Genomic DNA, 25,041 nt, shown 5'->3' with positions numbered 1-25,041 from the left:
TTCAACAGCGCGCGTGGTTCACCCGGTTCTCAAGCCTCCCTCAACGCATTAGCCCGCATCGTCCCGCATCAACCCGCGTGACCACCCTTTTCGCTGTCGAGATGCGCCATCTGCGCCGCTGCGTAACGTTCACCTGCCGCGGCCCCGTGCGGTACTGCCCGCGCGATCGCAACCAGATCCTCCGCAGTGAGCGTCACGTCAAGCGCACCGAGTGCTTCGGCAAAACGATCACGTCGGCGTGCGCCAACGAGCGGCACGATATCGCTGCCCTGGGCTGCAACCCACGCAATCGCGATCTGCGCCACCGAGACACCTTTTGCATCGGCCACCTTGCGAAGCGCATCCACGAGCGCGAGATTGTGATCGACATTGTCGCCCTGAAAGCGCGGACTCATGGCGCGAAAATCGCCCTTCCCCGCCGAGTCTTTGCTCCAGTGGCCGCTGATCAAGCCGCGCGATAACACGCCATATGCCGTCACGCCGATGCCGAGCTCGCGGCAGGTCGGCAATATCTCGTCTTCAATGCCGCGCGAAATCAGCGAGTATTCGATCTGCAGATCGCTCACCGGATGCACCGCCGCCGCGCGGCGAAGGGTCGTGGCGCCCACTTCGGACAAGCCGACGTGCCGCACATAGCCGGCCTTGATCATGTCGGCGATTGCTCCGACCGTGTCCTCGATAGGCACCGTGGGATCGAGCCGCGCAGGGCGGTAGATGTCGATATGCTCGACGCCCAGCCGCTGCAGCGAGTAGGCAAGGAAATTCTTGACCGCGGCGGGCCGTGCATCGTTAAGCGACCACCCACCTGCGGGGTCTCGCATCGCGCCGAATTTCACGCTGATGATCGCCGCGTCGCGGCGTGACGGCGGCGCGCTTTTCAGGGCCTCGCCGATCAGGATTTCGTTGTGGCCCGAGCCGTAGAAATCGCCGGTATCGAGCAGCGTGATGCCGGCTTCGAGCGCGGCGTGGATCGTCGCGATGCTTTCAGCGCGATCGGATGGACCGTACATCCCGGACATACCCATGCATCCAAGACCGATGGCGGAGCTTTGCGGACCCGTCTTACCCAGTTGGAGGTGTTTCATCATGTTCCTTGGTGGTTGCGCCACAAGAAAGGCGCTTGACCTGAAGTATCGGCCGAATTTCAGCGTGCGATAATCCACCTCAATCTGGATGACCCGTGCGGAAAAGCGAACAATGCAGGAACCCGATCTTTCCGATCTGAAAGCATTCGTCGCGGTTACGCGCGCACGCGGCTTTCGCCATGCCGCGCTGACGGGCGGCGTGTCGGCTTCATCGCTTAGCGAAGCGGTTCGCCGGCTCGAACAGCAACTTGGCGTCAGGCTGCTCAACCGCACCACGCGCAGCGTCACGCCAACGGAAGCAGGGCAGCGTCTTTTCGAGCGGCTGGCGCCGGCATTCGGGGAAATCGCCATCGCGCTGGACGCGGTGAACCTCTTCCGCGAAAGTCCCACTGGAACACTAAGGTTGAACGTTCCGTCGATCGCCGCACGAGAAATTCTGCCCGCTATTCTCTCCCGCTTCCTTGCCGCTCATCCGGGCATTACGGTGGACGTCGCGACCAACGACACGTTCATCGATATCCTCGCGGCGGGCTTCGATGCCGGCATCCGCTACGACGAACGTCTCGAGCGCGACATGATCGCCGTGCCGATCGGCCCACGCATTCAACATTTCGTCGCGGCGGCCTCGCCGTCCTACCTCGAGGCCCGCGGCGTGCCGCAGCATCCAGGCGAGTTGCTGAAGCACGCGTGTATCGGACACCGCTTCGACAGCGGTGTGCTCGCGACGTGGCAATTCAATCGGGGGGACGAGGTTGTACGGATCGAGCCGAACGGACCGATGATCGCGTCCGTGATCGAACTGCAAAGAAGAGCCGCCATCGACGGACTGGGGGTCGTTTATTCGTTTGACGAGTTTCTGCGGCCGGCCATAGAGCGAGGCGCGCTCGTGCCGATACTCGATGAATGGTGCCAATCCTTCACCGGACCGTTTTTGTATTACCCGAGCCGCACCCATATGCCGGCGCCGCTCCGGGCGTTCGTTGACTTTATTCTTGCCGCCGGCGATGCGAGTATTCATCCGCAGGATGGAACGCCAGCGTGAACCGGTGCGGGTTATAGCGCGGCGTACTCATCGAGTTCTGGCATATCGAGAGACTCACGAATCCACGCCGTGCCGTTACGTGCAACAGCAGTTCACTCAGCCCGCAGCGACAACCTTGATGTGCAGCGCTTCTCCACCGGCCACGATCGCAAGCAAATGGTCGACGTTCGGGTGTGCACCCGGACGGTTGCGCGCGTCGGCCGTATGCTCCGCGAACACCGCGAGGCCGTGTTCGGCCGCTTTGGCGTCCAGCGTGCCGAAAGCTTGCTGCAGATAGTGATACACCGCCAGCGAGCCCTGCTTGCCCGGCTTGTTTTCGATGCTTGCCACCACGGCGCCCTTGCCGTCGATCAGATCGATACGTTCGATACCGTCGATGGCAGGCAGTTGGGCGAGGTTGTCCTTAAACACGTTGCTCGGTTGAATCACTGAAAACACTCCTTCTATTCGAAAAATGGCGGCGAGCCGTATCTTATCCGATAGGGTGTTTCGCTTCGTACTGGACGACAGCACTTCGCACAGTCCATGGTGGAAGGTTCGGTTTTTACGAACATTCACTTCCGGATTAGCAGATTTATCCGACTCAAGACCTGCTGCAGACTAAGGCTCATTACCACTGCGGACATTGTCCGCGACAGGAGCCCGAACATGCGAACCTATCCGCGCAACAGTCCTCAAGCCGCCGCACGTATCGTCGCGCTGGCCCTCACTTCCGACGGGCACGTCAGCAGCGCGGAAGAACGCGCGCTCGAAAGCCTGGATATAGCGGGCCAACTCGGTCTCGCGCCGGAGCAATTCGCGCAGATCGTGCAGGCGTTGTGCGAGGATCAGTCGGTCGCGCACACGCCGTTCGCGCCGCCGGTCGGCCAGCTCGGCGTCGCCTTGCTCACCACGTTGTTAGACGAGATCGACGACCTCGCGCTGCGTCGCAAGGTGATTCGTCTGTGCATCGCCGTCGCGATCGCGGACGACCATCTGGCGGACGGCGAAATCGCCTTGCTCGCGGCCGTGTTCAACGCATGGGGGCCTAAGCCGATCCCGGCCACGATCCGGCACATCCCACTGCCATGCTCGCCGCGCGCTCACGTACCAACGGCCGCGACCACCTGAGACGCGAGCGCATGATGTTGCCCACGCCGCGAGCGGATCGCGTGGATCTCTTCCACCACGCCTTCCGCCCGGCCGAGCCAGCGTAACCCGCGCAACATCGCCACATCCTCCGCGCCCAGTTCCGCGAGCGGGAACACGCCGAGGCCACGCGCGGCGAACACCGCCATCAGCGCGCTGTCTTCGAATTCCCCGACGATCCGCGGCCGGATACCTTGCGCCTCGAACCAGCGGTCGAGCCGCGCGCGCAACGCGCTGTGCCCGGTAGGCAGCAGGACGGGCAGATCGGCGAGGCACTGCGGAAAGCCGGCACGAGCGGCCTTGCGGATGATCTCCGCGGGGCCATACCAGTCGACCGGCGAGCCGACAAGGCGCTGGCTCACAACGCGCAGATCCGCGTTATGCGGTGCGGGCTGGCACGCCAGCACGAGATCGAGCCGATGCAGCGCGAGTTCGGACAACAACTGCGCATGTTCGCCCTCGTGACACAGCAGCCTGAGCGACGGCGTATCGAGCACCGGCGCAAGCAGTGCGTGTGCGGCGAGCTTGGAAATGCCGTCGGAAAGACCCACCGCGATCCGCGCAACCCGTTCGCCGCCTGACTCGCGCATCTCATCGAGCAGCGCCTCGCCGATCTGAAAAATCTGCTCCGCGCGATTGAATGCCGTCTCGCCGGCTTCGGTCATGGTGACGCCGCGCCCTGCCGGTTTCAGCAATTGACGCCCGATTGATTTTTCCAGCTCGCGCACTTGCGCGCTGATGGTCTGAACCGCCATGTCGAGCCGCTCGGCAGCGCGCGCAAAGCCGCCTTCTTTCACGACGATCCAGAAATAGTAGAGATGGCGGTAGTTGAGCATGGGGCGAACACTTCGAAAAAATCGATATATCGCTCAGATTATCACTGATTTATCCGAACCATGAAGACGACGATGATGACGACATACCGACGTTACGCGTCATCCTTTGCTTACGGACCTCATGGACTCTCTACTCATCCTCGCTGCCGACCCCGCCGTATGGGCTGCGCTTCTCACGCTGGTCGTGATGGAAATCGTGCTCGGCATCGACAACCTGATCTTCATCTCGATCCTCAGCAACAAGCTGCCTGAAGCACAACGCGCGCGGACACAGCGCCTCGGCATCATGCTCGCGCTCGTGTTGCGGCTCGGCCTGCTTGGCACCGTCGCGTGGATTGCGCAACTCACCGCGCCCGCTCTGACGCTCTTCGGCCACGCGTTTTCGTGGCGTGACCTGATCCTGCTCGGCGGCGGCCTGTTCCTCGTCTGGAAAGCCACCAGTGAGATTCGCCACCACGTCGCTCATGTGGACGAAGCACGCGACAAGACAAGCACGACCGTGCAGTTGACCGCGATGGCTGCGATTGGACAAATCCTGGTGCTCGATATCGTGTTTTCGGTCGACAGCATCATCACCGCGGTCGGGATGACCGAGCATATGCCGATCATGTTCATTGCGGTGATTGCTGCGGTCACGGTCATGTTGTTCGCCGCCGGTCCGCTGTCGCGCTTCATCGAGCGTAATCCGACCATCGTCATGCTCGCGCTCGGCTTCCTGCTCGTGATCGGCATGACGCTAATCGCCGAAGGTTTTGGTTCGCACATCCCGAAGGCTTACATCTATGCGGCCATGGCGTTCTCCGCATTCGTCGAAGCATTGAACATGTTCACGCGCCGGGCGAAATCAAAGCGGGCAGTTAGCGTGGCGCGATGAGCGCTGAATATTTTTCACCCATGAGGAGCAGTGAAATGAAATGCCCCGTTTGCAACACGACTGACTTACTGATGACCGAGCGCCACTCGATCGAAATCGATTACTGTCCGGTCTGCCGCGGCGTATGGCTCGATCGCGGCGAACTCGACAAGCTGATCGCACAGGACGCGGGAAGCGACGAGAGGTCGATGAACGCCGCACGCACGATCCGTGAAGGCCATTCTGATCGGCACCATGATCGGGATCGCGACCGTGCGTACGATAACAACCGCACGCATGACAACCGCTCATATGACAATCACCGAACGGACTATCGGGGACAGAAAAAGAAGCGCTCGCTTTTCGACATGTTCGATTTCGACTGAACGTGTCCGCGAGTAGAAGAGCCAGGCAGCTAGTATCGAATCGAGGGCGCGTGCTGTTGTCAGCCGCGCCCTTTCATTTTCCCTCTGACGTCATGGCCTCATGCCATCGTCGAAGCCTTCATATAAATAACAATGTCTCGCGTGTCATCGACACAGCGAACTGGTGCGTTAAGGCGTTAACTGGTTAAGTGCGCGGTTAAGGGCGAGGTTGAGCGTGGCCCACGCGCGTTGCATCCCCTCGCGCCCACCACCATGATGTTCCCCCAAATTTTTTCGCACCCATCCATCGTTCAGATGCCAATTTCCCTCGTTTCGATCAAAAAAACTGGCGCGCTTGCCGCGCTAACTTACTGCACGCTAACCATGGCGATGCCGGCGCGGGCAGCCGACAACGTGATCGTGCTCGATTCCGGCGAAGCCCAGCTAACGCTGATCGATCCCGCTACGCACAAGGTCATTGCCACGGAGCCGACCGGTAAGGAACCGCATCATCTGATGATTACCCCCGACGGTCACTCGCTCATCGTCGCGGATTCGATCTCGAACGATCTGATGTTCCTCGATCCGCACACCGGCAAGGTGCAGCGCAAGCTCGAAGATATTGAAGACCCCTATCAACTCGGCTTCTCGCCCGATCACAAATGGTTCGTCACCGCCGGCCTGCGGCTGGATCGCGTGGACGTGTACCGCTACGACGGCCAGAACATGTTGCTCGCCAAACGCGTCCCGCTCTCGAAGACGCCGAGCCACATGACGTTCTCGTCCGATAGCAAGATCGTATTCGTCACGCTGCAAGACACGGGAGAAGTCGCGGCGATCGATCTGGCCACGCAGACGGTGCTCTGGAAACTGCATGTCGGCAACACGCCCGCCGGCCTCTGGATGACGCCGGGCGACCGCTATCTGTTGATCGGCATGACGGGCGAAGACGACGTCGCCGTGGTCGACTGGCACAAACAGCAAGTCGTGAAGAGAATTCAGACGGGGCGCGGCGCGCACAACTTCCGCAACCTAGACGACGGCCAGCACGTGGCGCTAACGAACCGCGTGGAAAGCACGATCAGCATTCTCGATTACAACACGCTGACGAAAACCGCCGACATCACGGGACTCATGCCCGGCCCGGACGACATGGAGCTGTCCGCCGATCGCCGCTACCTGTGGGTCACATTCCGTTTTTCGCGGCATGTCGGCATCATTGATCTGACGACGCATAAACTTATCGACACAATCGCGGTCGGACGCTCACCGCACGGTTTGTTTTTTGCCAACCGCGCGCCCGTGTATGCGCCCAATCCAGACTGAACAGGCTTTCGTTTCGATGACAGCAGCCGCAATTTCAAGAGGCTTTCGATGATCCACGAAATCGTCGCGCAACTCGACAATGGCATCTCGGCGTTGCAGACGCTCCTATACGTCGACGTAGTGCAGCCGTTTTTCTATCGCTTCGGCCTGATGGGATACGACGAGGACACCTACGACGCACTCTATTGGGTGATCGTCGGCGTGCTCGAAATACTGGTCACGTATGTCGCTTTGCGGCCGCTGGAAGCGTTGCGGCCCGTCGAAACGTGGTCCGATCGAAAAGCACTGCGCGCCGATGTGATCTACACGTGGATCGCCAAGCTCGGCATTATCAACATCGCGTTCTTCTTCATGCTGCAGCCGCTGTTCGATCACTGGCAAAGCCTGATGGCGATCTACAACGTGCCGAACATCGACATCGACGGGTTGTGGCCCGGCGTCACCGATCAGCCGGTGGTGTCGTTCCTCATCTATCTGATCGTGCTCGATTTCTTCGGCTACTGGTATCACCGCTGGCAACACCGCTTCGGCGTGTGGTGGGAATTGCACGCGGTGCACCACAGCCAGCAGCAGATGTCGCTGTGGGCCGACGACCGCAATCATTTTCTCGACGACATCATTCAGGCCGCGTTCTTCGCCGCGATTTCGCTATTCATCGGTGTTCAGCCGACGCAGTTCGTCGTGCTGGTCGCCGTCGGTAACTTCATGCAAAGCGTGCAGCACGTGAACGCGCGCTTGCCGTATGGATGGCTGCTCGAACGCGTGATCGTGAGTCCGATTTTTCATCGGCGTCATCATGCAGTCGGCTACGGTCATGAAGGCACACGCTACGGCTGTAACTTCGGCGTGCTGTTTCCATGGTGGGACATGATGTTCAGGACCGTGTCGTGGGACCGTACCGTCGAGCCGACCGGCATCCGCGACCAGTTGCCCGTACCGCACGGCGCAGCGCGCTCCTATGGCGACGGGTTGATCGCGCAACAATGGCGCGCGTTCGGCCGCATCGCCTTGCGTCTGCGGGGACAACGCAATTACGGCGGCGTGACGGACTGATCGTCATTGTTATGGAGCGGGCACGGTTCTCACCGCGGCCCGCTCGTTAGATCGCGGATAGCCGTTGAAGTCCGGGCAACTCCTGCGAAGAGCTTCCACCTAAGCGAAGCGACGTTAGGCGCCGCATCCCAACCCCGCCGCTTGCGCGATCAGCAACACGCCCACGCAGACGGCAACGCCCCCAATGACAGGCGCCACGCGCTCACCATGCGGGGCAAGACGTTCAGCGGTAATCGCCGCCGTCACAACAGCCATCACCCGCAAATCCATCACTCCGGCAACGAGAAGGATCATCGTCAGGCCCGCACAGCAGTAGCTGCAGTGGAGGCCGAGGCGCAAGCCGTGTCGCCATGCGGTAGCGGCGTCTGCGGACAACGCGGGCACCCTCAGGCAGCGCCCCGGTATCTCGCGGCAACACGCAAGGCGACGTGCCTTCCACGCAGTGAACTGCAGCGCGCCGGCGATCAGCACAATCACACCGGTCGCGAACGGAACGGCACGCGCCAGCGCCGGCAATTCCATCTCGAGCGACGCCAGCGCAGCGCCTAAAGGAAATGTGGCCATGCCGAGCGCAGTCCACACGAAGAAGTAACCCACGCCCACCCGCATCGTCAGCCAGCCCAGACGCGTCTCGCCGCTTCTGCCGACAGCCTCGCGGTAGCGCAACAACATGGGCACGAGAGACGGCAGCATCATCGCGACCATCATCACCACCCACATGCCGAGGAACGATGCCGCGACGCCGGCCCATGTCTGTCCGCACATCCGCATCCATGCGCTCGACATCGACCAACCGCCGGGCATCGGCATCTCGCCCATCGCCGACATGGACGCGGCGCCGACCACCGTCGCCGCCGTGCTGACGGCGAAGAGCAGCGCCGAGACGCCGAAGAACGCACGCGATGAAACTCGCGCGTCGATCGGGTGGCCCGACGTCTCCCGCCCTCCGCTTGCGCTAACGTGTCCCATGACGTGGCTCAGCGCGTCTCATACTCGTCGTGCCGCTTCCACCAGACGCCCGTCTCGTTGCGCCCCTTGGGAGCACGGTCGAGCCACTGGTACATGCCCCAGATGCCGTCCACGCCGCGCGCATAGGTGGAATACGTGTGATAAACGACGCCGTCCTCGAGGACGAACGAGCTTAGGCCGGGCCGGTCACGCGTGTACGTCGCCGCGTCGGTTCCGCATGTCGCCGCGAACTGGGCGACAGGCTCCGGCACCTGTGTCATCTCGTCCATTGCGTGGCCGCCGCGCTCGTAGTTGTATTCGATGCTTCCTTCGCGCTGTTGCGCCTCGGTGAACGCGATGTTGAAGTCGAAGTTGAAGTCGCTGCCATACGAAGAGGCCCAGGGAAACGTCCAGCCCATCCGGCGTTGATAGGTCTTCAATTTCTCGAGCGGCGCCCGCGACACCGCCGAAAGCGTGACGTCGTGATTCGCCAGATGAACGACGAGACCGTCGAACCCATCCGCGATCGACGAGCACGATGGGCACCCCGCCTTATAGTCGGGCCCAAACATGAAGTGGTACACGAGGAGCTGCGAACGTCCTTTGAAGAGGTCGGCCAGCGTGGCGCTTCCTGCCTCGGTTTCGAACCGGTACGTCTTGTCGACGCGCACCCACGGCAATGCCTGCCGCTGCAGCACCAGTTCGTCGCTCTGCCGCGTGAGCGCCTTCTCCGCCTTAAGCAGTTCGAGCCGCGCCGCCAGCCACTCGCTACGTGTCCCGGTTGAATGTGTCGTGGTCATGCTTCCCTCCTTGGGAGTTCTTCGCCGCTCGTGCCGTTGCCGATGCGACGAACTGGTTGGTGGTCGTGCTAGATTAGTCACGGGCACCGAACGGTGGGAGTGACAAGTGTGGCGGGATTCGAATCGACCATGGACTCGCTGGTAACGGCCGCGGCGCGAGCCCTCGCGGCAGGGGACCCGTTCGGCGCACTGAACCGGGTCGCCTTGCGCGACGACGCCCCTGCGCTCGCGCTGCGCGGCATCGCGATGGCGCAGCTCGGCGATCTCGTTCGAGCGAAAGCGCTGGTGCGAAGTGCCGCACGCGCCTTCGGTCCGAAAGCGCCGGTGGCCCGCGCAAGGTGTGTGGTTGCCGAGGCCGAAATCGCGCTCGCCTCGCGCGATCTGGGCTGGCCCGCCAAGGCGCTCGATGCCGCACGGGCGACGCTGGAAGCCCACGGCGACCGGCTGAACGCCGCGCATGCGCGGTATCTGGAAGTCCGGCGCCTGCTCTTGATCGGACGCCTCGACGAAGCCGAACGCCTGCTCGCCAAACTCGACCCCACGCCGTTCCCGCCCGCATCGAGAGCCGCGCACGAACTGGCCGTTGCGGGAATCGCCATGCGCCGCCTCGACACGCGGACCGCGCGCGCTGCGCTCGCGAGAGCCGAGCGCGCCGCACACCACGCAGGCATCCCTTCGCTGACGGCGGAAGTCGAAAACGCACGCCTTCTCCTGAACACACCTGCAGCGCGTTTGATTGCGCATGGCGAAGAACGGCCCCTTCTGCTCGATGAAGTCGAAGCGTTGCTAGCATCGAAGGCGCTCGTCGTGGACGCGTGCCGTTATGTCGTACGCGAAACCAACATCGTGGTTCCGCTCGCGAGGCGGCCGGTGCTGTTCGCGCTAGCACGCGCGCTGGCCGAAGCATGGCCCGAAGACGTATCGCGGGACGCACTCATCGCGCGGGCATTCCGGACGAAACACGCCGACGAATCGCATCGCGCGCGGTTGCGAGTGGAAATCGGACGGCTGCGCGCGTTGCTTGGAACGCTGGCCGGTGTGAGCGCGACGAAGCGCGGCTTTGCGCTCGTGCCGCACGGCGCGCGCGAGGTGGTCGTGCTCGCGCGGCCGGTCGAGGAACCGCACGCGATGGTGCTCGCCTTCCTCGCTGACGGCGAGTCGTGGTCGAGCTCGGCGCTCGCGATTGCGCTGGACGCCAGCCAGCGCACCATGCAGCGGGCACTCGACTCGCTGGCGGCGGCCGGCAAGGTGCAGTCGTTCGGTCGCGGGCGGGCGCGGCGCTGGATCACGCCACCCATGCCCGGATTCACGACGACTTTGTTACTCCCCGCTCCCCTCCCCGAGTGATTAGGATGGAACCATGAACCGATCAGCCGCCAAAATCGTACGTGAATATGGGCCTTTTCCGGGTGTCGACAGTGTGCATGGCGTCACGTATGACGGCCAGCGCGTCTGGATTGCTACCGGAGACAAACTGAACGCCTTCGATCCGGCGAGCGGAGAAACGCTGCGCTCGATCGATATCACCGCGCAGGCAGGAACGGCCTTCGACGGCCAGCACCTGTTCCAGATCGCCGACGATCGCATCCAGAAGATCGATCCGGAGTCCGGCCGCGTGCTCGCCACGATCCCGGCACCCGGCGGCGGCGGTAACTCAGGGCTTGCGTGGGCGGAAGGCACGCTCTGGGTGGGACGGTATCGTGACCGGAAGATCCATCAGGTCGATCCCCAAACGGGCGCGATTCTTCGCACGATCGAATCCAACCGCTTCGTCACCGGCGTCACCTGGAACGAAGGCGAGCTCTGGCACGGCACCTGGGAAGACGACGAGAGCGAATTGAGGCACATCGATCCTCGTACGGGAGAAGTCCTGGAGAGCGTTGAAATGCCGATCGGGACGTACGTGTCAGGGCTCGAATCCGACGGCCACGATCAGTTCTTCTGCGGCGGCGGAACCAGCGGGAAAGTGAGAGCCGTACGCCGGCCCGCGCGAGACGCCGAGCTTCCCGTCGAGTCTGCGAGCGAGTAAGTGAAGCAAATACCTGAAGCAAGTAAGCGAAGCGAGTCGTTAAAGCAGGCCGTCTGACGCAACAGAAATCAAAGATCCCGCGCGATCAACCTGCGTGACCCCGGTCCGCTTACCGCGTGCTTGCCCAGTCGCGCACCGCTTGCGCGAACAATCTCAGTGCGATGGGCGGATGGCGGTTCGCGGGGTAATAAAGACACAGACCGGGAAAGGTCGGACTCCATTCAGGCAGCACATGGATCAGCCGGCCCGACGCCAGGTGCTCCACCACGTGATCTTCTGGAACCCAGGCAATGCCGATGCCGGCCAGCGCGGCTTCGATCATCAGGTTGAGATTGCCGAGCGTCATCGGCCCGGCAACATCGATATTCGCGCTCTTGCCTCGATATTCGAGATCCCACCGGTAAAGCGCACCGCTATCGAAGCGGAAACGGATGCAGCGGTGCTGCATCAGGTCGTGCGGCGCCTTCGGCGGCGCATGTTGCGCGAGATAGTCCGGCGAGGCCACCGCGGCGAAACGCATGTCGGCGCCGAACCGGACGGCGATCATATCGCGCGGCACGTCGTTATAAACGCGTATGCCCGCGTCGAAACCATCGGCCACGATATCCACCAGCCGCGTGTCCACCACGAACTCGACGTGGATGTCGGGATACGCCGCCAGGAATTCCGGAAGAACATGGCGGATCAGCGGTCTTACTGACGCCTCCGACGCACTGATCCGGATCGAACCCGACGGCTTGTCGTGCTCCGACGCCACCTGATTCACCGCCTCTTCCAGATCCGCGATGGCGGGCCGCACCCGCCGCAGGAGTTGCTCACCCGCCTCGGTGAGCGCGACGGATCGCGTCGTGCGGTTAAGCAGCCGCACGGCAAGCCGGGCCTCCAGGCCTCGCATCGAATGACTCAGCGCCGACGGCGAGACCCCGAGGATACGGGCTGCCGCGCGAAAGCTGCGCTGCTCGGCGATAGCGACGAATGCGGTTAATTCGGACAGACCGGCGCGCGCCATAGATGAATTTCCCTCAATACCTTGTGCAATTCTAGCCAGATTGTTGAGCCACTCACAACAGCATAAGATCGTCGGCATCCATCGATCACGCACGAAAGGAGCAAGGACATGCAACATCGCAAGCTTGGAAACAGCGGTCTCGACGTATCGGCGATCGGCCTCGGTTGCATGGGTTTGAGCTATGGCTATGGCCCCGCGACCGAAAAGTCCGCAGGCATCAAACTGATCCGTGCCGCTTTCGAACAGGGCGTGACGTTCTTCGATACCGCCGAAGCCTATGGGCCGTTTTTTAACGAGGAACTGGTTGGCGAGGCGCTGGCGCCGTTTCGCGATCAGGTGGTGATCGCCACCAAGTTCGGTTTCAAGGAGGGCGACGTGAGCCAGGGCCTGGACAGCCGGCCCGAGCGCATTCGTGCCGTCGTCGAAGCCTCGCTGAAGCGCCTGAATACCGATCGCATCGACCTGTTCTACCAGCATCGCGTCGACCCGAACGTGCCGATCGAAGACGTCGCCGGCACTGTCAAGGATTTGATCCAGCAAGGCAAGGTCAAGCACTTCGGCCTCTCCGAAGCGGGCGAGAAGTCGATTCGGCGCGCCCACGCCGTGCAGCCCGTAGCGGCACTGCAAAGCGAGTATTCGATGTGGTGGCGTGAGCCGGAAGAAACCGTGCTCCCCACGCTGGAGGAACTGGGCATCGGCTTCGTGCCGTTCAGCCCGCTCGGCAAGGGCTTCCTCACCGGCGCCATCGACGCGAACACCACGTTCGACAAAACCGATTTTCGCAATATCGTGCCGCGTTTTTCGGAAGAAAACCGCAAGGCCAACGCGAGCCTCGTCGACGTGCTGGGTCGGATCGCCGAGGGTAAAGGCGCGACCCGCGCACAGATCGCCCTGGCCTGGTTGCTGGCGCAAAAGCCGTGGATCGTGCCGATTCCGGGCACCACCAAGCTGCATCGGCTGACAGAGAACGTCGGCGCGGCCGCCGTCGAACTATCGGCCGACGATGTGTCCGCCATCGAAGCCGCCCTGCAAGCGATCAAGGTGGTCGGCGACCGGTATCCGGCCCATCTGCAGCAGCGCGTGGATCGCTAAAGCGCCCGCCGGCACAGGTCAGCGAGGAGGCTTCAGCGCAGTAAGGTAAGCGGTGCGCTCAGCCGTGACCAGGCGCCGGCCTTCAACTTGCGGGCGCAGGATCTGTTCGAAGAACAGCCGCTCGTCCACGGTGAACTGATTCGCAAGAACGTCGCCGAGACGCGGGGCCCAAGGGTGAGGCGAGCTGCCTAGCAGCACATCCCACGAGGTGATCGCGGCGGGGCGTATGTCGATGTGGAACTCCATATGCACCTCCGCGAACCCCGCATCTAATGCGAAGCGGACCAGATCGCGTTCGCTGTAGTTTGCAATCGGACTCGCAAGAATCTTTTCCTCGGTATCGGGAAATTGAGCGGATTTCCAGCGATGCAGCAGGTGAAAGAAGTTGTCCCCGGCCTTGTCGGGCAGACCTTCAACGATTTTCCTCAGCGAGCTTGCTTCGATTGCATCGTCGCGCAGGATCGGTTCAGCGGTCGATAACCTGCCGCCGGGTTTGAGAATCCTGTGAAATTCCCGCATGGCGGCCGTCTTGTCGGGAACATAAGCAAGAACTGCCCGAGTCGTGACGGCATCGACAGCATCGCCCTCAATACCTTCGAGCGATTCAGCGGAACACTGGATAAAGGCGCACTGATCCTGAATGTTCCGCTGAACGGCGAGTGCTTCGGTGTGATGAAGCAGAGGCGCCGAGATATCCGTGAAAAGCACGCGCAGCGATGAACCGATGCGGGCGATCGCGCTAAAGCCAATCAGCCCATCGCCGGCGCCGATGTCGGCGAGCGTCATGCCTGGCGCAAGCCGCGCGCCATCCAGAACGCGCTCCGCGGATTGCTTGAGTTCGGCGTGGAGGGCCTGTTCATGCGCAGGATCATCGGCATGCCGGATATGCAGCAGCCAATCGGACCACACATCGGCTTGCGGCTGGACGTCACGACTATTCATGCTGGGAGCGCCATGATGGATTGAGGATGTTGCTGTCAGGGCTTGAGAGTAAATGGGCTCGCATTATGAGACCCTTAAGGGCATGCCATGCGCGTGGGGAAGGCAAAGGAATATTTGGCGTCGAACTTATGGATAGACAAAGGAGCCTGCGCCATGAGAGGCTTCGCCTCATGCCGACGCGGCGATCCTTGAAGAAAACGAGAACCAGAACGTGAGTGGGTGGGAAGCCGGCAGCATTGATGGCATTGCGTACACGTACGGCTATTGCGACGAGCTGGACCCGCTGCGCCTGAGACTTCCGCTACTTCAGTCGGGACTCGCCCCTCCGGTCCTGCGTACCGCCTGCGAGCTGGGCTTCGGCCACGGCGTCAGCGTGAATATCCACGCAGCCGGATCAGCTACAAAATGGTTCGGTACCGACTTCAACCCGTCTCATGCAAGCTTTGCACGGCAACTGACACAGTGCGCCGGATCGCAGGCGAGCCTGTTCGCTGAAAGCTTCGCCGAATTCTGTACGCGAGACGATTTGCCGAACTTTGATTTCATCGGCATGCATGGCATCTGGAGCTGGATTTCCGACGAAAACCGCGTGCTCATTGCCGATTTCATCCGACGCAAACTCAATGACGGCGGCGTCGTGTACATGAGCTATAACACCCAGCCCGGGTGGGCCACGATGTTGCCGGTGCGCGAATTGATGCACTGTCATTTTCAGGCTAGCGCGCGGCTGGATGCACACAGCGGCGCACCCACCGAAACGCAAGTCCAGACGCACATTGCAGCGGCGTTAGACTTCGTAAAAACCGTGGTTGCGACGCAGCCCGGCTACGCCGTGGTCAACCCGCAACTGGCTGAACGTGTCGACGCTTTGTGCAACGAGAACGCGCACTACCTCGCGCATGAATACTTCAATCGCGACTGGCAGCCCCTGACTTTCTCGCAGGTCACAACCTCGCTTGCCGCGAGCGGTTTGACCTATGGCTGTTCCGCGGACTATCGCGATCACGTCGACGAGATCAATCTCAACCCGGCTCAACGCGCGTTGCTGGCGGGCATTCCAGATACCGCTTTACGCGAGACCGTACGAGACTTCTGCGTCAACCGTTCGCTGCGACGGGATTATTGGGTCAAAGGGAACCGGACGCTTAGCGAATCGGCGCAGCATGCGGCGCTGCGCGCGCATCGGGTCATGCTGGCGCTACCGAGGGCTGCGGTCCTGCTGAAGGTACGCGGAGCGCTGGGCGAAGCGACGCTGCCAGAACGCTCATATGGTCCGATTCTCGACGCGCTTGCCGGCCATCGCCCCGCAAGCCTCGCCGAGATCGAAACCAGCGTTCGTGGACATGGCATTACGCTCCCCGTCATCGTCAAGGCCATGACCTTGCTCGTGGGAGCCGGCGTGTTGCTGAACGTACAGGACGAGGCGCGCATCGCGCTCGCTCGTCCGACATCGGAGAAGCTGAACGCCGCTATCTGCGAGCAGGCGCTCCTGCATGGGGACGTGCAATTTCTGGTCAGCCCAGTGTCCGGATCGGGCATTCTGATTCCCCGTGTGCCGCAGCTCTTCCTGTTGGCAAGGCAGCGCCACTTAGGGGAGCCCACACAATGGGCCGAATTCGCCGAAGCTGCTTTGCACGCGAACCCCACACCGGCTCACGCCGCAGAGAGCGTTTCCGTTAGTCCGCTCGACACCCGCGGCGATCTGATTGCAAAAGCGAATCGCTTTGCTGAAATACATCTACCGATATTGCAAGCGCTAGGAATCGCTTGAGGGTCGGCGCGTGTGGAGCCTTGAAGCTACTGCTGACGACCGTCCGGATGACCCCCTTCGTCCATGCGCAGTAGCCGGCCCGCGTTGGCGATCACGATGAAAGTGCCGAGGTTATGCAACAGCGCGACCCAAACCGCGCTAAGCACACCTGTTGCGGCCAGTGCGATCACTGCGACAGTCCACCCCAAGCCAATCGCTGCATTGATCGCCGCTGTCTGCAGACAGCGCCGCCCGAGGCGGACACACGTCGGGATACGACGCAAGTCGTCGCCGAGCAGCACGACATCCGCCGACGCCACGGCAATGTCGATGCCTCGTTCTCCCATCGCGATGCTGGTGGGACCGGCCTTGATGGCGAGCACATCGTTCAGACCATCGCCCACCACTAGCGGATGATAACCAGCCGCCATTTCCCGCACGACGTAATCGAGCTTGTCGTGCGGCAGCGCCTGCGCGACGACGATGGCGATGCCGGTCTCCGCTGCCAGTTTGCGCGCCACCGGTTCGCGGTCGCCGGTCAACAGTGTCTGGCGCGTCAGCCCGAGTTCCCGCAACTCCGCCAACGCATCCTTGGCTTCCGCACGCAGCGCGTCGGCGAATCCGAACCACGCGAGCAGACGGCCGTTCAATGCAAGACCGACACACGGCCCTTCGATTTCGCGGCGCGGCTCCGGCAACGCCTGCACGTAATCCGCGAGCAAGCCAGCGCGGCCCAGCACCGCGGTACCTTCCGGCGTCTCCGCCACAACGCCCAAACCGCGTAGTTCGCGAGCGTGTTCGAATGGCGTCCGTTCGAATCCAACCGGTTCGGCTTCAAGCGCGTAACGCAGCAACGCGCGGCTCACCGGATGCGCACTGCTGCCGCCCAGCCGCGCCGCGAGCTCGAGAACCTGCGCCACGTCAGCGCCGGGTTCCAGCATCACGTCTTCGACCCGCAATTCGCCGTAGGTCAACGTGCCGGTCTTGTCGATCACCAGCGAATCGATCTGCGCAAACTTGTCGAGAAACGCGGCGCTGCGGAACAGAATGCCGTGACGCGCGCCCACTGCGATGCCTGCAATGGCCGTGGATGGCGCGGCGAGCACCAGCGCGCAAGGACACGCCGCGACGATCACGGCCAGCATCGCCGATGCATTCGCCGAGACGAACCACACAATCGCCGCAATCAGCAGGACGAGGCACAAATAACCGCCCATGTAGCGCTCGAGCATCTGTGTGATCGGCGGCTTGGCCTGCTCGGCACGCTGCATCAACTCGATGATCTTGCCGAGCGTCGACTGCTTGCCCGCATGGGTGACTTCGATACGCAGCGGCCCGTCGAGATTCATCGCGCCGCCGAATACCGCCGTACCCGGTTCGACATCGAGCGGCACCGACTCGCCGGTAATCGGTCCATTGTCGACGCTGGAGTCGCCATGCTGAACGACACCGTCGGCAGGAATCCGCGCGCCGGCCACGACTTCGATATGGTCGCCTGCCTGCACCGCGTCATACGGCACTTCTTCGATCGAGCCATCCGCCTTCACGCGCCGCACCTTGCCCGAGGTCAGCCGGCCGAGCGCCCGGATCGCCTCCTGCGAGCCGAGCACGCTGCGCTCTTCGAGTGCGTGTCCGAACGTCATGACGATCGGCAACAACGCGGCCGTCGCCATGTCTCCTACCGCCCACGCCGCCAGCATGGCGAGCGCGATCAGCCGATCCGTCACGCCGTGCAGACTGGGCGACTTCAGGCTATACCACGCGCCCGCGAACACCGGTCCCGCGACGACCAGCGAAGCAAGCCCGGCAAGCACCTGGGCAAGCGCTTCATCCGCCGGAGCGAAGGTGTGCCATGCCGTCGATAGAATCAGCAGACCGCCGGCCAGCAACGCAAGCGCGACTTGCCGAGTAACGCCCCGTTGCTCGGCGGCCGACAAAACAATCGCACGCCCCTGCTCGATGCGGTTCGCTTCATCCGCGTGCGAGGTGCGATCGCCCGTGTGCATTGCGTGCTCGCCCGTCGTGCTCATCGTGCGTTCCCCGGCAGGATCAGATTCGATGTGTCGTGCGGTTCGACCGTTGTCACGCTGGCCGCTTTCGCGAGGATCGACCGGACGCGGTCGCGATACACGCGCGCCAGCAGCCCCGGATCGCTGTTGGTGCGAAGCGGTGCCTCCAGTTGCTGGATGGTCAAGGTTTTAGCCTGTGCGGTAGCCACGCGCTCAACCGCGTTGGCCTGAGCGTTCTGCACGATCCGGTCGGCATCCTGCTGCGCATCCTGGCGAGTCTTTTCAGCGGACGTGCGCGCTTCGGCCATGCTGCGCTCGGCCACCTGCAGCGAGGTCAGCACCGAATTGAACGCGCTCACGGCCGGTGCCGGAAAGGCCACTTCGACATCGACACGCGCGACTTCAACGCCGAGTCCCGCGTGCTGCGCATCGAGCTGACGCAAGTGGCGCTGGATTTCCTGCGCGAGGTCGCCGCGCAAACGCTCACGCTTCACGGCCACCTGCTGATCCGCCGACATCAACTCGGGACGTGCGACGAGAATCGCATCCAGATCGCGCTGGGCAACGACATCGACCGCCGATGCCGACACGATCCGCTCCAGCGCCGCGGCAAGCTGATCTTTTTGCAGGACATAGGCATAGGGATCCACCACGCGGTAGTACAGCGTGGCGCGCAACTGCAACACGCCTTTGTCGCCGGTGAGCACATAGCCGGAGCCCGCCAGCGCGTCGGGCAAGCGCGCACCGGGAGGCGTGATGCCCGGACCGGCCACGTCGTCCGGCGCGGGCGGTGGGCCGGGAGGCATATCCTGCGGCCCGATCACGCTCCCCGCGCTGAATTGTCCTTGAGCCGGGGGAGGCGCTTCCGGCAAATTCAGATCCACCGCGCGTGCTCGCGGATCGCGTTCGAGCGACTGGATGCGTTGCTCCAGGACCCGTGCGCTGCCAGGCACCAGCAACGTCGATTCGAAGGGACGCGGCCACGCGATCAGCAGGCCCGCATCCTGGGTACGCACGAACGAACCGAACCGCAACACGACTGCCCGGCTATCAGGCGGAATGCGCCGGATGTTCGACCCGGCCCATGCGCAAGCGGCGAGCACGACCAGCCCGGCAACAAACCAGAACGAGAGTCGCACCGCCTGGGCGCCCGGGCCGAGCGGCGGCAAGCCGGTGTCCGTACTCATCGCGTGGACCTGACTTTTTTCGAAGTGGACGCCGTGCTTGTGCCGGACTGCGCCACCGGCTCGGCCCCCAGTCCGGTGGGACCCTGCACCAGGGCCTGGAACGGCGCGGCATCAGTGCGCAGAATCAGATTCGTATTGGCGCTGACCACCGCGTCGAGTGTGTCGAGCGAGCGCAACATCGTGTAGAGCCGCGGATTGCCCGCGTAAGTGTTGCCGTAGATCGCGGCAGCGTCCTGGCGGGACTGCGCCTCGATCTGCGCCGCTTTCACATTCGCATCGGCGACGGCGAGCCGCGCATCGCGGTCCGCATCCGAGCGAATCTGCGCGGCCTCGCGGTTGCCGTCGGCGGTGCGCTGCGCGGCCACCGTCTCGCGCTCGGCGCTCATGCGGCTGACAGTGGCCGCCAGCGTCACGGCCGGCAGCGTCAGGCGCTCCAGGCCCACCTGAACGACATGCACGCCGTACGCCGAATACAGTTGCGCGTCGATCTGGCGGCGCAATGCATCTTCAAAGGCGGCGATGCGGACGTGGGAAGGATCCGTGTTGACCAGTGAGGCCAGGTCGAAACCCGCCGACGTAGTCTGCAGCGACGAGCCGAGCAACGAACGGATCTGCTGCGCGGCTTCGTCGGACTGGTTGCCCACGGCCCGCACGAAACGGCGCACGTCGTTCGGGTCCGCGGCGACGTGCCACGCAACATAGGCCTGCACGATGATGCGCAAGCCGTCACGCGTACCCACGTCCTGCAAACCGCTCGACGTCGTATGCAAGCGCAGATCGACCGGCACCACCGCTTCGATCGGCGCCGGCAGACGCCACGCGAGGCCCGGTTCGAGCAGCACGCGCACGGGTTGACCGAAGCGCGTAATCACCGAAGCTTCGCCTGCACGCACGGAGATGAAACTCGCCACCGCGATCGCCACAACGACGCAAAGCACCGCCAGCAGAACCCGTATATAGAACGGACCGCCGCCCGTGGCCTGCACAGCGCCGCCATCGTGATGATGATGGTGATGCCCATGATCGTGACCATGACCGTCTGCATGCGAATGGAACAAACTCATATCGTCACCTTAAAAACAGCTTCGCCGACAGTTGGCGTGTGTATCTGCATGACGCTGACGCGCGTGCGACGCAGCAAAGACGTCAATTGCCGTGCGGAATCCCGGCGAGGTCGCCCGCAGTCAACGAGCGCAGGTCGATGGTGGCCCGGCGCTCGGCAGTCAGCCGGTCGTCGATCACCGTGATGCGCGCGTTCTGCAATCCTTGCTGCAACTTGCTCAGGTAGTACTCGAAGGGAAACGCCGGTCCGCCAAGCCGGTATGCGATCGTGTCGGCTTCGAAATTGATTTGCTGCACACGCGCCGCCGCCATCGTGTCGGCCGCCCGGGCGCTCGCCTGCGCGACGCCCGCCAGCGCCTGTTGCTGCGCGTTGCCGAGCACGCCCGCCGCAAAACCGTGCGCCTCGGCGACACTCGCCTGCGCGCGAATCTGCGCGGCCTGCACGTCGTGATAGGCCGCGGCCGCTCCCGTCGGCGGATGCACGCTCTCGATCACCACCGCCACGACTTCGATGCCGCTGGCGAGCTGGTCGAGTTGCCGTTGAACGGCACGCTGCACGCTCTCGGCCATGACGGTTTGACTCGTCTCAAGCAAAGCCTGCAGCGTATGCGAGGCGAGGTAATGCACCACCTCGCGATTGGCGATCGAGCGAACGGTGCTCTCCGGATCGACCGAGCGGTACAGCGCCGCCCGCGCCGCCGTATCGCTCAAGCCCACGCGGTAGTCGAGCCGCACGTCGGCATTGACGATCTGAAAACTCTGCTGCTCGCCGGTGGCGCCCGCGATCACCTGACTCGTATCCCAGGGATGCTCGACGTCCCAAAGACGATTCAACTGTTCGGGCGTCGGGCCATCCGCGGACGTGGCTGGCGCCGCGACGCTGCTGTCGTCGGCGCCGCCCGATACGATGATCTGATGCACGGCGCCGTTGTCGACAACGCGCGCCTTGCCGAACGGCCAGGGCATACCGAAGTGCAGACCCGGCGGCCAAACCGCGACCGGCGCACCGAACCGTTCGTACACCGCGCGCTGCGACGGGCCCAGCACGACAACGGACGTCAACAGCCACGCGCACGCCACCATCGCCACGACGGTGACGGGCAACAGCCGCACAAAACTGCGCAGCACCCAGTTCTGACGCAGATCGATACCGTAGCGGTCATGCAACTCGGCGCCGATCGACGAGAACGGCGAGCGGCGATAACGCAGCATTCCGGCGACGATGCTCGACGGCACATGCGCTACGTTTGCCGCCGTGCGCGGGGTGAAGAACCACAGAAGCGTGGCGCGGATCATCATTTCGACGGCAATCGCCGCAGTGAACACCGCCGCGACATGCACCAGCAGATCGAGCGCCGTATGCAGGTAGACCAGCCACGCCGCCGACAACGCCGCGGCGAGCGCACACACCACCAGAACGCGCAGCATGCCGGCGAGCGACGCCGATAGCGAGGCACGGGATTGCGCCGCGTCCTGTGCATAGAAGCGTTCGGCAACGAGCGTGAGAAAAGCCAGCGTCAGCGCCGCTGCGCCGCTAACGATCACAAACGACGACGAGACCATCGCGTGAATTAGCGCGGCGGGAGAAAAAGGCTGCAACGCCGTCGCGGCGATCGCAACGGAAAGACAGCCGCATACGGCCACGCCCCACGGTTGCCAGTGGAAATCCTGGAGCGCGAGGTTCAATGACGGCGCCTCGGCATCTTGCCGGACAAGTTGCCTGATGAAGCTTACGCCCCGCTTCCAGCCTGACTCCTGCACCGGATCACGTGGCGTGCGTGTCATTGCCGCCTGCCATAGCGTGACGATGAACACGTTCAGGCACGCGCTCGCCAGCACCGCGCTCCAGCGCAGATCGACGGGCAGGGTTTTCAAAAAGCTCAGGGCGCCGAGCAGGACCGCAAGACCCGCGGCAACCCACCCAGTCAGCGAAGTTTCGCTACGCCCGGACGGTTGCTCGTATACATCGTTTTCTTCGCCGGCAGGCCGATCCGACATCAGTATTCCTTGCGAACACGTTACAAACCGGGTGATTGGGGTCGTGGACAGCGCCCCGAAGGCAAGCGCGATAAGCCGCGAGCCGCAATTTAGCGCGCCAGGGTAGGAAACTCAAGGTTATCCCGCACCGTCACGCCGGATGCTTGAGACCATCGACACGATCGCGACGCCAAAATAAAAAATCAAAACCCACCGACGGATTGCCGCACGGTGCTCCGTTAAAGAAGCTGGAGCACAACGTTTGCGAGTCACGAGCCGCCTGACGGCACCGAAAGCCGGCGCGGCAAACCCGGCAACCGTGATAGGGCAGCCAACGTTGCTGCAACCCTGCTTGCCGGCCTATGCGTTCGATTTTCTTACTATGGCAACTCAAATACTGGTCGTTGACGACGATGTCGAACTACTCGGCTCGCTGGCCGATTTTCTCGGACGAGAGGGAATGGCGGTATCCGTTTTGCATGAGATGCGATCGCTCGGGGAGCAGATCGAGCGGGAGCCACCCGATCTGATCGTCCTCGACCAGATCATGCACGGCGTGAGCGGGCTCGCCGCGCTGAGCAAACTACGCGCCGACGGCAATACCGTCCCGGTAATCCTCGCCTCAGGGCCCGACGACACGGATCGGATCGTCGGACTCGAAATGGGCGCCGACGACTGCATCGGCAAGCCGTTCAATCCTCGCGAACTTCTTGCGCGCATGCGGGCCGTCTTGCGTCGACGAACCCAGTCGGCGCCGGTTACCGTGCGGGGCGAACCCGAAGTCGTCGGAATCGGTCCGTTCACGCTGGACCTTCAGTTACGCACGCTCAACATGGAGAACAACCGGCACATACTATCGGCGGGAGAATTCGCGCTGCTGAAGATCTTCGTCAGTAACCCGATGCGGACACTGACCCGGGAACGCCTGCTTGAATTGCTGCATGGCCCGGAAGACGATCATACCGACCGGGGGGTCGACGTCCAGGTGTGGCGGCTGCGCAGGCTGCTCGAAACGAACCCCTCCTCTCCGCGGTTCATCCAGACCGTCCGCAGTCATGGCTACGTCTTCGTGCCCGACGGCGCGCGACCTTGAGCGGATGTAGACAAGGCGTTCCAGGCACTGCATTATCCAGGCTGGCTGTTAGAGAGGCGAACAATGCCCAGGCACAACCCAGCGCTTCATCGCAACGAAAAACCTGCCATGACACCGGGTCGCCGGCGGCTTCTCATTGCCGGCACGATACTGTTGATGGCGCTGCTCGGTTGGGGAATAGCCGTCATACTCGAACCCGCTTTCCGGCACACGATCGTCATCACAACCGGCGCGGACAACGGGATCTATCGCGGCTTTGCCGATCGCTATGCCCCCATCCTGAAGCGTGACGGCATCAAGCTCGATATCCGCAGTTCATCGGGTTCGAGTGAAAACTATCAGCGCCTGAGAGATCCGAACAGCGAATACGAAGTCGGTTTTATCCAGTCCGGCACCACCAGCCCGAAAGAAACCGACGACCTGAAGACGATCGCCGCCGTCTCCTATGAACCGATCTGGGTGTTCTACCGTGGCGAGCCCACCATCAACCGGCTGGCGCAACTACGCGGCAAGAAGGTTTCAATCGGCGTTCCCGGCAGCGGCCTGCTGAACGTCTCCCAGGTATTGCTCGGGTACAGCGGTGTCACGCGGGACAATACGACGTTGCTCGAAATGGACGCAACCAGGGCCTATCAGGCGCTCGAAAGCGGGCAACTGGATGCGGCTTTCTTTATCGGCAGGCCCGATGCGCCGATGCAGACAACGCTGCTGAACAGCAATCTCAAACTGATGAGCTTTGCGCAGGCCGATGCGCTGGTGCAGAAATTCCCGTCGCTATCCAAGGTTATTTTCCCGCGTGCGGCGACCAGCATCGCCAACGATCTGCCGCAAACCGACGTCACGCTACTCGCTGCCACTGCCTTGCTCGTCGCCAAAGACACGCTGCACCCCGCCTTGGTCTATCTGTTGCTGGACGCGGCCAAAACGGTCCACGGCGGTGAAGACTACTTCACGCCGCTCGGCGTGTTTCCGAATCTGAACACCGAGGAATTTCCTCTTTCCGACGAGAGCGAGCGCTACTTCAAAACCGGGCGTCCCTTCCTGCAGCGCTACCTGCCATTCTGGCTAGCCAGCTTTATCGAACGACGCCTCTTGATCCTGCTCCCCTTCATGGCATTGCTGCTGGGCTTGCTACAGGCGCTGCCGCGTATGGCGGAGGCGCGGATAAAGAAACGCCTGGTGGTCTGGTATCGCGAGATCAAGGCGCTCGAAGACGAGATATGGAAAAACAGCCGTCCTACGCGGGACCAGATTGCACAATGGCAGGACGAGATCGAACACATCGACGCGCATGCCAATCAGATCCGGATGCCGCAGCGTTACTTCCAGGATGTCTACGCGCTCAAACAGGCGATTGGCGTCGTCCGGGATCGAATTGCCCGTGTAGCAAGGGAGCAATAGCGGCGCAGTGAGGGCGTGACGCCAGCTCGGGCGCAGAGGTCCTGACCCAGTGAA

The 25,041-nt window shown here is 62.7% G+C and carries 23 protein-coding genes; 12 read left to right on the top strand and 11 right to left on the bottom strand.

Going from position 1 to position 25,041, the window contains the following annotated elements:
• Window positions 1-68 precede the first annotated feature (68 nt).
• Window positions 69-1,085, bottom strand: coding sequence for an aldo/keto reductase (locus ACOSV0_RS23960; protein WP_434116103.1), 1,017 nt, complete (start codon window positions 1,083-1,085; stop codon window positions 69-71).
• A gap of 112 nt (window positions 1,086-1,197) precedes the next feature.
• On the opposite strand from ACOSV0_RS23960, the gene ACOSV0_RS23955 reads away from it, so the two are divergent.
• Entirely contained in the window at window positions 1,198-2,127 is a 930-nt protein-coding gene (locus tag ACOSV0_RS23955) for a LysR family transcriptional regulator (RefSeq protein WP_434114328.1), read from the top strand.
• Between the two features lie 96 nt (window positions 2,128-2,223).
• Here the strand turns inward: ACOSV0_RS23955 and ACOSV0_RS23950 are convergent, their stop codons facing one another.
• On the bottom strand, window positions 2,224-2,556 hold the full coding sequence (locus ACOSV0_RS23950) for a DUF2322 family protein (protein ID WP_434114327.1): 333 nt from the start codon (window positions 2,554-2,556) through the stop codon (window positions 2,224-2,226).
• Window positions 2,557-2,775: 219 nt separating this feature from the next.
• On the opposite strand from ACOSV0_RS23950, the gene ACOSV0_RS23945 reads away from it, so the two are divergent.
• Complete coding sequence (locus ACOSV0_RS23945; RefSeq protein WP_434114325.1) at window positions 2,776-3,237, top strand: TerB family tellurite resistance protein; 462 nt, start codon at window positions 2,776-2,778, stop codon at window positions 3,235-3,237.
• Here ACOSV0_RS23945 and ACOSV0_RS23940 read toward each other — a convergent pair.
• Window positions 3,210-4,091, bottom strand: coding sequence for a LysR family transcriptional regulator (locus ACOSV0_RS23940; protein WP_434114323.1), 882 nt, complete (start codon window positions 4,089-4,091; stop codon window positions 3,210-3,212). The genes ACOSV0_RS23945 and ACOSV0_RS23940 overlap by 28 nt on opposite strands.
• Window positions 4,092-4,212: 121 nt before the next feature.
• Here ACOSV0_RS23940 and ACOSV0_RS23935 point away from each other — a divergent pair, with 121 nt between their 5' ends.
• The 4 genes from ACOSV0_RS23935 to ACOSV0_RS23920 all read left to right on the top strand — a co-directional run bounded on the left by ACOSV0_RS23935 (window position 4,213) and on the right by ACOSV0_RS23920 (window position 7,688).
• Entirely contained in the window at window positions 4,213-4,965 is a 753-nt protein-coding gene (locus ACOSV0_RS23935; RefSeq protein ID WP_434114321.1) for a TerC family protein, read from the top strand.
• A 35-nt stretch (window positions 4,966-5,000) separates the two neighbouring features.
• Window positions 5,001-5,330, top strand: a complete 330-nt coding sequence (locus ACOSV0_RS23930; protein WP_434114319.1) for a zf-TFIIB domain-containing protein — start codon at window positions 5,001-5,003, stop codon at window positions 5,328-5,330.
• A 363-nt stretch (window positions 5,331-5,693) separates the two neighbouring features.
• The gene (locus tag ACOSV0_RS23925) at window positions 5,694-6,635 is read left to right on the top strand and encodes a beta-propeller fold lactonase family protein (RefSeq protein ID WP_434116101.1); all 942 of its coding nucleotides are present in this window, start codon (window positions 5,694-5,696) and stop codon (window positions 6,633-6,635) included.
• A 48-nt stretch (window positions 6,636-6,683) separates the two neighbouring features.
• A complete protein-coding gene (locus tag ACOSV0_RS23920) occupies window positions 6,684-7,688 on the top strand; it encodes a sterol desaturase family protein (RefSeq protein WP_434114317.1) in 1,005 nt (334 codons plus the stop codon).
• Window positions 7,689-7,802: 114 nt separating this feature from the next.
• Here the strand turns inward: ACOSV0_RS23920 and ACOSV0_RS23915 are convergent, their stop codons facing one another.
• Both ACOSV0_RS23915 and ACOSV0_RS23910 read right to left on the bottom strand, forming a co-directional pair.
• Window positions 7,803-8,657 carry a DUF2182 domain-containing protein gene (locus ACOSV0_RS23915; RefSeq protein ID WP_434114316.1) on the bottom strand — a complete coding sequence of 285 codons (855 nt, stop codon included), beginning with the start codon at window positions 8,655-8,657 and terminating at the stop codon, window positions 7,803-7,805.
• A gap of 8 nt (window positions 8,658-8,665) precedes the next feature.
• Window positions 8,666-9,436 (bottom strand): DUF899 domain-containing protein, encoded by a 771-nt coding sequence (locus ACOSV0_RS23910; RefSeq protein ID WP_434114313.1) that lies wholly within the window; start codon window positions 9,434-9,436, stop codon window positions 8,666-8,668.
• 129 nt (window positions 9,437-9,565) lie between these two features.
• Between ACOSV0_RS23910 and ACOSV0_RS23905 the strand changes: the two genes are divergently transcribed.
• Together ACOSV0_RS23905 and ACOSV0_RS23900 are read left to right on the top strand one after the other, a co-directional pair.
• Window positions 9,566-10,783 carry a helix-turn-helix domain-containing protein gene (locus ACOSV0_RS23905; protein ID WP_434114311.1) on the top strand — a complete coding sequence of 406 codons (1,218 nt, stop codon included), beginning with the start codon at window positions 9,566-9,568 and terminating at the stop codon, window positions 10,781-10,783.
• 13 nt (window positions 10,784-10,796) lie between these two features.
• On the top strand, window positions 10,797-11,465 hold the full coding sequence (locus tag ACOSV0_RS23900; protein ID WP_434114308.1) for a Vgb family protein: 669 nt from the start codon (window positions 10,797-10,799) through the stop codon (window positions 11,463-11,465).
• A 109-nt stretch (window positions 11,466-11,574) separates the two neighbouring features.
• Here ACOSV0_RS23900 and ACOSV0_RS23895 read toward each other — a convergent pair whose 3' ends face one another.
• Window positions 11,575-12,474: a LysR family transcriptional regulator gene (locus ACOSV0_RS23895; RefSeq protein ID WP_434114305.1), complete on the bottom strand. Its 900-nt coding sequence runs from the start codon at window positions 12,472-12,474 to the stop codon at window positions 11,575-11,577.
• 108 nt (window positions 12,475-12,582) lie between these two features.
• On the opposite strand from ACOSV0_RS23895, the gene ACOSV0_RS23890 reads away from it, so the two are divergent.
• The gene (locus ACOSV0_RS23890) at window positions 12,583-13,566 is read left to right on the top strand and encodes an aldo/keto reductase (RefSeq protein ID WP_434114302.1); all 984 of its coding nucleotides are present in this window, start codon (window positions 12,583-12,585) and stop codon (window positions 13,564-13,566) included.
• Window positions 13,567-13,584: 18 nt separating this feature from the next.
• Here the strand turns inward: ACOSV0_RS23890 and ACOSV0_RS23885 are convergent, their stop codons facing one another.
• On the bottom strand, window positions 13,585-14,475 hold the full coding sequence (locus tag ACOSV0_RS23885) for a class I SAM-dependent methyltransferase (RefSeq protein ID WP_434116099.1): 891 nt from the start codon (window positions 14,473-14,475) through the stop codon (window positions 13,585-13,587).
• Between the two features lie 244 nt (window positions 14,476-14,719).
• Between ACOSV0_RS23885 and ACOSV0_RS23880 the strand changes: the two genes are divergently transcribed.
• Entirely contained in the window at window positions 14,720-16,279 is a 1,560-nt protein-coding gene (locus tag ACOSV0_RS23880; RefSeq protein ID WP_434114299.1) for a class I SAM-dependent methyltransferase, read from the top strand.
• A 26-nt stretch (window positions 16,280-16,305) separates the two neighbouring features.
• Here the strand turns inward: ACOSV0_RS23880 and ACOSV0_RS23875 are convergent, their stop codons facing one another.
• The 4 genes from ACOSV0_RS23875 to ACOSV0_RS23860 form a co-directional block, all read right to left on the bottom strand.
• Entirely contained in the window at window positions 16,306-18,288 is a 1,983-nt protein-coding gene (locus ACOSV0_RS23875; RefSeq protein WP_434114296.1) for a heavy metal translocating P-type ATPase, read from the bottom strand.
• Window positions 18,285-19,454 carry an SPFH domain-containing protein gene (locus ACOSV0_RS23870; protein ID WP_434114293.1) on the bottom strand — a complete coding sequence of 390 codons (1,170 nt, stop codon included), beginning with the start codon at window positions 19,452-19,454 and terminating at the stop codon, window positions 18,285-18,287. The genes ACOSV0_RS23875 and ACOSV0_RS23870 overlap by 4 nt, the downstream gene beginning before the upstream one ends.
• On the bottom strand, window positions 19,451-20,518 hold the full coding sequence (hflC, locus tag ACOSV0_RS23865) for a protease modulator HflC (protein WP_434114290.1): 1,068 nt from the start codon (window positions 20,516-20,518) through the stop codon (window positions 19,451-19,453). Before hflC ends, ACOSV0_RS23870 begins: the two co-directional genes overlap by 4 nt.
• An 82-nt stretch (window positions 20,519-20,600) precedes the next feature.
• Window positions 20,601-22,514 (bottom strand): SPFH domain-containing protein, encoded by a 1,914-nt coding sequence (locus ACOSV0_RS23860; RefSeq protein WP_434114287.1) that lies wholly within the window; start codon window positions 22,512-22,514, stop codon window positions 20,601-20,603.
• A gap of 361 nt (window positions 22,515-22,875) precedes the next feature.
• On the opposite strand from ACOSV0_RS23860, the gene ACOSV0_RS23855 reads away from it, so the two are divergent.
• On the top strand, window positions 22,876-23,586 hold the full coding sequence (locus tag ACOSV0_RS23855) for a response regulator (protein ID WP_434116097.1): 711 nt from the start codon (window positions 22,876-22,878) through the stop codon (window positions 23,584-23,586).
• Window positions 23,587-23,694: 108 nt separating this feature from the next.
• A complete protein-coding gene (locus ACOSV0_RS23850; RefSeq protein ID WP_434114286.1) occupies window positions 23,695-24,987 on the top strand; it encodes a TAXI family TRAP transporter solute-binding subunit in 1,293 nt (430 codons plus the stop codon).
• Window positions 24,988-25,041: the final 54 nt, after the last annotated feature.

The sequence above is a fragment of the Paraburkholderia caffeinilytica genome, from assembly GCF_051027425.1.
GTDB lineage: Bacteria > Pseudomonadota > Gammaproteobacteria > Burkholderiales > Burkholderiaceae > Paraburkholderia > Paraburkholderia caffeinilytica_A.
Note: the sequence above shows the minus strand (reverse complement) of the source record. Positions and strands in the feature narration are given on the sequence as shown.

Bases quoted from the DNA above. Each gene is read 5' to 3' on its own strand.
- ACOSV0_RS23960 (WP_434116103.1), bottom strand. From the start codon at position 1,085: ATGAAACACCTCCAACTGGGTAAGACGGGTCCGCAAAGCTCCGCCATC.
- ACOSV0_RS23905 (WP_434114311.1), top strand. From the start codon at position 9,566: ATGGACTCGCTGGTAACGGCCGCGGCGCGAGCCCTCGCGGCAGGGGAC.
- hflC (WP_434114290.1), bottom strand. From the start codon at position 20,518: ATGAGTTTGTTCCATTCGCATGCAGACGGTCATGGTCACGATCATGGG.
- ACOSV0_RS23920 (WP_434114317.1), top strand. From the start codon at position 6,684: ATGATCCACGAAATCGTCGCGCAACTCGACAATGGCATCTCGGCGTTG.
- ACOSV0_RS23860 (WP_434114287.1), bottom strand. From the start codon at position 22,514: ATGTCGGATCGGCCTGCCGGCGAAGAAAACGATGTATACGAGCAACCG.
- ACOSV0_RS23895 (WP_434114305.1), bottom strand. From the start codon at position 12,474: ATGGCGCGCGCCGGTCTGTCCGAATTAACCGCATTCGTCGCTATCGCC.
- ACOSV0_RS23930 (WP_434114319.1), top strand. From the start codon at position 5,001: ATGAAATGCCCCGTTTGCAACACGACTGACTTACTGATGACCGAGCGC.
- ACOSV0_RS23850 (WP_434114286.1), top strand. From the start codon at position 23,695: ATGACACCGGGTCGCCGGCGGCTTCTCATTGCCGGCACGATACTGTTG.
- ACOSV0_RS23900 (WP_434114308.1), top strand. From the start codon at position 10,797: ATGAACCGATCAGCCGCCAAAATCGTACGTGAATATGGGCCTTTTCCG.
- ACOSV0_RS23915 (WP_434114316.1), bottom strand. From the start codon at position 8,657: ATGGGACACGTTAGCGCAAGCGGAGGGCGGGAGACGTCGGGCCACCCG.
- ACOSV0_RS23925 (WP_434116101.1), top strand. From the start codon at position 5,694: ATGGCGATGCCGGCGCGGGCAGCCGACAACGTGATCGTGCTCGATTCC.
- ACOSV0_RS23890 (WP_434114302.1), top strand. From the start codon at position 12,583: ATGCAACATCGCAAGCTTGGAAACAGCGGTCTCGACGTATCGGCGATC.
- ACOSV0_RS23870 (WP_434114293.1), bottom strand. From the start codon at position 19,454: ATGAGTACGGACACCGGCTTGCCGCCGCTCGGCCCGGGCGCCCAGGCG.
- ACOSV0_RS23855 (WP_434116097.1), top strand. From the start codon at position 22,876: ATGGCAACTCAAATACTGGTCGTTGACGACGATGTCGAACTACTCGGC.
- ACOSV0_RS23955 (WP_434114328.1), top strand. From the start codon at position 1,198: ATGCAGGAACCCGATCTTTCCGATCTGAAAGCATTCGTCGCGGTTACG.
- ACOSV0_RS23935 (WP_434114321.1), top strand. From the start codon at position 4,213: ATGGACTCTCTACTCATCCTCGCTGCCGACCCCGCCGTATGGGCTGCG.
- ACOSV0_RS23945 (WP_434114325.1), top strand. From the start codon at position 2,776: ATGCGAACCTATCCGCGCAACAGTCCTCAAGCCGCCGCACGTATCGTC.
- ACOSV0_RS23910 (WP_434114313.1), bottom strand. From the start codon at position 9,436: ATGACCACGACACATTCAACCGGGACACGTAGCGAGTGGCTGGCGGCG.
- ACOSV0_RS23875 (WP_434114296.1), bottom strand. From the start codon at position 18,288: ATGAGCACGACGGGCGAGCACGCAATGCACACGGGCGATCGCACCTCG.
- ACOSV0_RS23940 (WP_434114323.1), bottom strand. From the start codon at position 4,091: ATGCTCAACTACCGCCATCTCTACTATTTCTGGATCGTCGTGAAAGAA.